We start from the raw sequence: 7,268 nt of genomic DNA on the forward strand, positions 1-7,268 counted from the left end.
ATCCGCCGCCATGCTTCATCTGAACGTCTAAGGACAACAGCATGATCTCGCGTTTCTTCATCGAGCGACCGATACTCGCCAATGTTCTGGCGTTGGTTTTCGTGCTCATCGGCGCGGTGGCGCTGTTCCAGCTGCCTGTGGCGCAATATCCGAATGTCGTTCCGCCAACGGTGCAGGTGACGACGCGCTTCCCGGGCGCCAGCGCACAGACCCTCGTCGATACCGTCGCGCTGCCGATCGAACAACAGGTCAACGGCGTGCAGGACATGCTCTATATGCAGTCGACGAGCGCAAGCGACGGCACCTATTCCCTGACCGTGACCTTTGCCATCGGAACGGATCCGGACCAGGCCCAGGTTCTGGTGCAAAACCGCGTCGCCATAGCAATGTCATCGCTTCCCGAAGCGGTGCAGCTTCAGGGCGTGACGACGCAAAAGAAGTCGACGGCGATCCTCGGCTTCGTCAGCCTGACCTCGCCCGACAGCCGCTATGACAGCCTGTTCTTGTCGAACTACGCCGTCATCAATCTTCAGAATGAACTCGCCCGCCTGCCGGGTGTCGGCAATGTCACCGTGTTCGGGGCCGGCCAATATGCCATGCGCATCTGGATGGATCCGAACCTGCTGCAGGCGCGCGGCCTGACGCCGCAGGATGTGGTCAGCGTCGTGCAGCAGCAAAGCCAGGAGGTGGCCGCCGGCCAGATCGGCATTCCGCCGGTACCGAAGGGACAGGTCTTCCAATACACGCTGAACGTCAATGGCCGATTGAACGAGGCGGCCGACTACGAAAACATCGTCGTCAAGGTCGAGAGCGGACAGGGCGGCCGTGTTACCCGGATCCGCGATATCGGCCGCGTCGAACTCGGCGCCCAGACTTACAGTCAGTCCTTCATGCAGAACGGCCGGCCGGCTGCCGGCATCGGCATTTTTCAGCTGCCGGAGGCAAATGCCATCGCGGTGGCGCAGGTGGTGAACACGAAAATGCAGGAGCTCTCGAAGAGCTTCCCGCCGGGCCTCGAATATCACGTGCCGTTCGACACGACAAAATTCGTCGAGGCCTCCATCGACGAGGTTTACGTCACCTTGATCGAGGCCGGCATTCTCGTTCTCATCGTCATTCTCGTCTTCCTGCAGGATTGGCGGGCGATGCTCGTGCCGGCGACCACCGTTCCGGTCACCATCATCGGCGCCTTCGCGGCCATGGCAGCATTGGGTTTCACCGTCAACCTGTCGACGCTGTTTGCCATCGTTCTCGCCATCGGTATCGTCGTTGATGATGCCATCGTCATTGTCGAAGGGGTCGCCCGACACATCGAGGCCGGCATGTCCGGCCGAAAGGCGGCCGAAAAGGCGATGGAGGAGCTGCTTGGCCCGGTCATCGGCATTACGCTGGTGCTGATGGCCGTTTTCATTCCGGCCGCCTTCCTGCCCGGCCTGACCGGACAGCTCTACCGGCAGTTCGCCCTCGTCATCGCCGCCACGGCACTGATCAGCGCCATCAATGCCGTCACGCTGAAACCGACGCAATGTGCCCTTTGGCTGCGGCCACCAGTCCCGCCAGAGAAACGCAACATCTTCTATCGCGGCTTCAACAAGGTCTACGACAGGGGTGAACGCAGCTATGCCGGGCTGATCGGATCGATGACCCGCCACAGCGGTATCATGGTCATAGCCGCACTTGCGCTGATCGGTGTCGCCGTCTGGGGGCTCGCCCGTCTGCCGACTGCGTTTCTGCCCATCGAGGATCAAGGCTATGTGCTGATCAGTGCGCAGCTGCCCGACGGCGCATCGAAGGAGCGCACCGACGCGGTGATGGAAGAGGTCGGCAAGATCGCCGAAGCCACGCCTGGCGTCGATCAGGTGCTGACCATCAGCGGCATCTCCGTTCTCGACAACAATGCCAGTCTGCAGAATGCCGGCGTCGCCTATGTCGTGCTGAAGGATTGGGACGAGCGCGGCAAGGAAAAGGGGCAGGATTTGCTGTCGATCTACCAGCATTTGAACGGCACGCTGCAAAGCGTGCTCGCCGCCAAGACGCTGGTGGTCGTGCCACCTCCGATCCAGGGCGTCGGCAATGCCAGTGGCTTTACCATGCAGGTCGAGATCAGGAACGGCATTTCCGACTACCCGCTGCTGCAATCGCTTGCCGACACGATCGTCAAGAACGGCGGTGCTCAGTCATCCCTGCAAAGGCTGAGCACGCCTTTTCGCTCGAACGTGCCGCAACTCGCAGTCTCTGTCGACCGGATCAAGGCGGAGACGCTAGGGGTTACCGTGGGCCAGGTTTTCTCGGCTCTCTCCAGTTACGTCGGATCGAGCTATGTCACCCAGTTCAACAAATTTGGCCGGACCTTCCAGGTCTATGCGCAAGCCGCTTCCGATTTCCGGGTCAGCGCCGAAGACATCCGCAATCTGAAGGTCAAGGCCGGTGACGGCACGATGGTGCCGCTCGGCACGGTCGTCGATGTCACCGCGACACAAGGCCCATCTCTGATCAGCCTCTACAATCTCTACCCGTCTGCAACGATCGTTGGCGGGCCTGCCGCAGGCTTCAGTTCCGGCCAGTCGCTCGACGTCATGGAGCAGATTGCCGATCAGACACTGCCACCGGGCACAGGCTTCGAATGGACGGCGCTGTCCTATCAGGAGAAGGCCGTGGGCGGGCAGATCTATTTCATCTTCGCGCTCGCCATGCTCCTCGTCTATTTCGTGCTCGCAGGCCAGTATGAAAGCTGGATCTTGCCGCTGGCAGTCCTTCTCGCCGTGCCGCTCGCCCTCCTTGGCACAGTGGCAGCGCTTATGGCAGCCGGCGTTGCCAACAACCTTTATACGCAGATCGGCCTTATCCTGCTGATCGCGCTTGCATCGAAGAATGCCATCCTCATCGTCGAATATGCTAGGGAAAGGCGGGCGGAAGGCATGGAAATACTGGATGCGGCCGTCGAGGCCGCCCGCTTGCGTTTCCGGCCAATTTTGATGACGTCCTTCGCCTTTATCCTCGGCGTCCTGCCGCTCGTGCTGGCGACTGGCGCCGGCGCATCCGCCCGCAAATCTATCGGCATATCGGTCTTCAGCGGCATGATCGCCTCGACCTGCCTCGCCGTGCTCTTTGTCCCGTCCTTCTACGTCCTGTTGCAGCGCCTCGAGGAATATTGGAAAGGGCGCACAAAGACCGCAGGCCTGGCGGAAACGGAGATATCGAAGGTTCAGTAGGGCAGTCACGACGGCCCGTCGCGCGATCACCTACGGTTTGGTGCGCAGGCAGGTTGCCGTTCGGGGTGGCTCTTCACAGCGGGGATTCGAACAGCCACTAAAGTCCCGAGGTCAGCACCCTGTGACAGGCAGGCGACACGCGTTGCAGATTGTCCCGCAGGCAAGCGATACCCCGCCCTCCGCCCAGAGGCACCATCCGGCACAGGGCTCGAAAATCCGATCCGCAGGTTTCGCGCAGGACCATCAATTCCTCGCGCGGCGAGAAGGCCGGCATCATGGCCCGGGGAGCAGGTGTGGTCGCAACCGTCGCCGCGGCACCGCCGCCGGCTGGGGTTGATCCTGCTGATCCTCCCCCGGTAGATCCGCCCAAGGCCGCAACGGCTTGCTGACATGGCGCCGAAAGAGCGGCATTGTGCTGCTGCAAGCAGCTGAGTGCCTCGGTGCCGCCCGGTGTGACGCCGGAGCATTGCGCCATGAAATCCCGTTGGCAGGCCGATTTGACGGCGTTGCGCTGCGCCTGGGTCGGCTGATGCGCCGGTGTGCCCGTCGCCGGCGCTGGCGCTGGCGCCGTCGCCCCGGTAGTTGCGGGCGCCGCCGGGACCGGCTCCGCGGATGTCGACTTGGGTTTGCTCACCGCCGACACCGCCTTCCGGCAGCCCGCTGACAGTGTGGCATTATGCTGTTGCAGACAAGTGAGCGCCTCGATACCTCCCGGCGTCACCCCTGAACATTGTGCTATGAAATCGGATCGACATTCCGCCCTGATCGCATTGCGCTGCTCTTCAGTCGGCGCCTGCGCGGACGCGACACCAGCAAAGAGCACCACTGCGCAGAGCGCTGGCAATCCCGAGATACCAAACAGAAGACGACGCCGTCCATGCGGAGCCGTCAGTAGAGAAGATGCCCACTTTCGCATTATTCCTCCCCCCTATAAATCTCTAATCTACTTCATGAAATCGAACGCCCTGCTGAAAAGGATAATAAACGCCCGCCAATTGGAGGGACGTTGCTTGCGGCTACGAAAATATTAAAACGCCGGCTCCACGTATATTAGAATATTGCTATTTTAGCAACTATCGTGCGCCTGAAAACTGATCAAGGAAAACGTATCACTCATCAGCCTCGTGATCGGAAACCATGCATCTCAAAGCAAGTTAACAGGTTCTGCGAATACATGCTGCCGTCATGCCGCAGCCTCGTACCCTCTTGAAGCCGGGCTCTCGTGGCCTTCAAGCCGAAAGCGTGCAATCATGTCGGTGAGTGCAAGCGCCTCGGACGATAGCTGTCGGGTGGCAGCATTCGTCTCTTCCACCATCGCTGCATTTTGCTGCGTCATACGATCAATATCGTTCACCGATGCGTTGATCGAATGGAGTGTCGTCGCTTGGTCGCGGCTTGACGAGGCGATGAGCTCGATATGACCGACGATGTGGACGATCTCGCTGGAAATCTCCATCAGCGCATCGCCGGTGCGGCCGACGAATTCGGAGCCGGACGCAACCTCGCGGACGGAATTGTTGATGAGCTCGCCGATTTCCTTGGCTGCGCGCGCCGATCGCTGCGCCAGCTCCCGCACCTCCTGTGCGACGACAGCGAAGCCCTTGCCGGCCTCACCCGCTCTTGCCGCTTCGACGCCCGCATTTAGAGCCAAGAGATTGGTCTGGAAAGCGATGGAGTCGATAGCGCTGACGATCTGCACGATCTTGCCCGACGCGTCCTCAATCCGTCCCATGGCCGAAACCGCGTTTTGGACCACTGAAGCCGAGGCGTCGGCGCCCTGTTTGGCGCGTTGGACAAGCGCAAGCGCTGCTGCTGCCCGTCCTGAAGAGGTGTTGACGGCGGAAGAAATCTCCTCCACTGCCGCTGCGGTTTCCTCAAGTGCGGCCGCCTGCTTTTCCGTTCGGCTGGCTAGGTCATCAACGGCTTCCGCCATCTGGCGGCCATTGTCGCTGATGAGGGAAGAGGTCTCGCGAATAGCACAGAGCGTCTCCCTGAGACCTGCGACCGACATGTTGAAATCGGTGCGGATCCGGTCGAGTTCGGGGGCAAAGAGCTTATCGATGGAAAAATTCAATTCCCCCCGCGACAGCCGCGTGAGCCCTTCTGCAAGCGCCTCGATTGCGGCGTCAACCTGGACCTTGGCGCTACGTCGCTCGAGTTCGTTGCGGGCGCGCTCGGATTCCGCATCGCTACGCGCGATCTCTGCCTGTTGTTCCATTTCGACATTCGATAGCGCATTTTGTTTGAAGACGGAAAGCGCACGGGCCATTTCGCCGATTTCGTCGCCCCGTGCCTCGCCGGTGATTGCGGTATCGAGCCTTCCCTCTGCGATCTTGCGCATCGCTGCGGTAATCTGGGTGATCGGTCCCTTCAGGGTGACGACCAGCGCGGCACCCGCTGTCATAGCAATCAGGATGCCGATGACAATGGCGCCGCCAGATATCCTATTGGCCTGTTGACGATCCTGCCCAGCATTTTGCCTCTGCGTCTCGGCGAATTGAGCAAGCAGGTTCCAGGTGTTGTCGATCTGCCCCGCAGCGCTGTCGAACTCACCGAGCTTGCGCGCCGCACCTTCTGAGAGCGCTGCCGCGTTCGCCGCGAGCAGGTCGAGGACGGGTTGAGCCTTCTTCGGAATTTCGGCAAAGAGGGGATCGTCGTTCACCACGCCGGCGAGACGGCCGAGCTCGGTCTGATACATGTAGATCGACTGCTGGACTTTCTTCACTCGCGCGTCGTCTGGATTGCCGGCGAGTTCGGCGAAGCCGACGCGGATCTCGTTATTGCTGTTAACGATGGCGCGCAGTTCGTTGCCGACATTCGTGGCCTGAGAGATATCCTTGTCCGACGCGGCAAGCGCAAGCACGGAGGTCCGCATCAGATCGTCGCCAATCGTCTTGAGACTGTCGCCAGTTGCAGCAAGATTGGCGACGGCGGTATCCGTTGCTGGGACATCCAAAGTGTCAGGCGACACCTTCGAAGCGTTGGCGATGGCATCCACAGCCGCGGCATACTGTGCGGCGAGGGCTTCGGTCGCTACAGCAGGCGAAAGCTGCTCCTTTGCCTTTTGCAAATCGGGCCCATATTTGGCTAGCAGGCCAACTTTGTCAGCCGGCGTCGTCGCATTCGTATAGTCATTGCGAAGTTTTGTCGCGATACTCGCGGCGGCGCTGATGGAGACGGAATTATTTAGACCGCCCTTGTTGGCATTTTCCAGCTTTTTCGCGCCGGCCATCAGCATGAACGAGCGCTTGCCAACCTGCCCTTGGAGGTCAAGAAGTGCCGCGGAAGCAGCGTCCACATCACTGAGAATTTTCTGCTGTCCCGTTTCGATTTGCCAGATCGCTTCGATCTTTTGCGGGATGATTTGCGACTGATCAAGCGCCCGGTCAAGAAGCCCCACATCGGTCGTCGGCCTTAGCCTCTCGATCGTCTGCTTCAGGTTTGCCAGTTGCTCACGGGCGTCCGCAAGCGCTGTGTCTCGGGCTTCCTGCGACGGTTTCATCAGAAAGCCGGTCATGCTGGAAGAAACATGTTTGAACCCGTTCAGGGATTGCAAAACATGGTTGGAGATCTCCATCCGTCCCTCGAGAAGGCTGGACGCGTAGTACCCCGTCAGTCCCACTGCGCATAGGCTAAAGACGAATGGCGCCAAAAGTACGAGCACCTTCGTCTGAATGCGAACCCGCGACATCAAACCACTTACCACGACCGCATCCCCACCACCGATTGGAGCTAAGCTGTCATTCTTTGTTTAAGAACCGATAAATGGGTTGATCCGAAGGCTATGCACGCTTCACCCATCGGGGCGAAGGCATGGTTCATCCTACCGGTAAGCAAAAACGCAAAAAGCCCGCACGAGGCGGGCTTTTGCGTATTATTGGGAATTTGGTTTCGGTTTGAGGCTTTGCCCCGTTGGGTCTTAAACAGTTCAGTGGACTGTTTTATCGGGCGGGCCCGATCGACCGCTCACCCTTCAGGTTATGGTGAGCTCTGCGAACGAGGAGCTACCATCGCCAGGGAAAGCGAAGCTTTTCCGCCAGCGATAAGAAGGTAGAT

General features: G+C 59.9%; 3 protein-coding genes. 1 reads left to right on the plus strand and 2 read right to left on the minus strand.

The genetic code is table 11. The features are described from left to right. Positions 1-41 precede the first annotated feature (41 nt). Positions 42-3,212, plus strand: a complete 3,171-nt coding sequence (locus ACM5SV_RS36005) for an efflux RND transporter permease subunit (RefSeq protein ID WP_113548578.1) — start codon at positions 42-44, stop codon at positions 3,210-3,212. A gap of 97 nt (positions 3,213-3,309) precedes the next feature. Here the strand turns inward: ACM5SV_RS36005 and ACM5SV_RS36010 are convergent, their stop codons facing one another. Next, positions 3,310-4,128, minus strand: coding sequence for a hypothetical protein (locus tag ACM5SV_RS36010; RefSeq protein ID WP_260690473.1), 819 nt, complete (start codon positions 4,126-4,128; stop codon positions 3,310-3,312). Between the two features lie 267 nt (positions 4,129-4,395). Then, on the minus strand, positions 4,396-6,918 hold the full coding sequence (locus ACM5SV_RS36015) for a methyl-accepting chemotaxis protein (protein WP_419425520.1): 2,523 nt from the start codon (positions 6,916-6,918) through the stop codon (positions 4,396-4,398). Positions 6,919-7,268 lie beyond the last annotated feature (350 nt).

It is taken from the genome of Rhizobium sp. CRRU65 (assembly GCF_048551595.1).
GTDB classification, from domain to species: domain Bacteria; phylum Pseudomonadota; class Alphaproteobacteria; order Rhizobiales; family Rhizobiaceae; genus Rhizobium; species Rhizobium leguminosarum_J.

Coding starts and splice junctions, on each gene's coding strand:
- ACM5SV_RS36005 (WP_113548578.1), top strand. CDS start 42: ATGATCTCGCGTTTCTTCATCGAGCGACCGATACTCGCCAATGTTCTG.
- ACM5SV_RS36010 (WP_260690473.1), bottom strand. CDS start 4,128: ATGCGAAAGTGGGCATCTTCTCTACTGACGGCTCCGCATGGACGGCGT.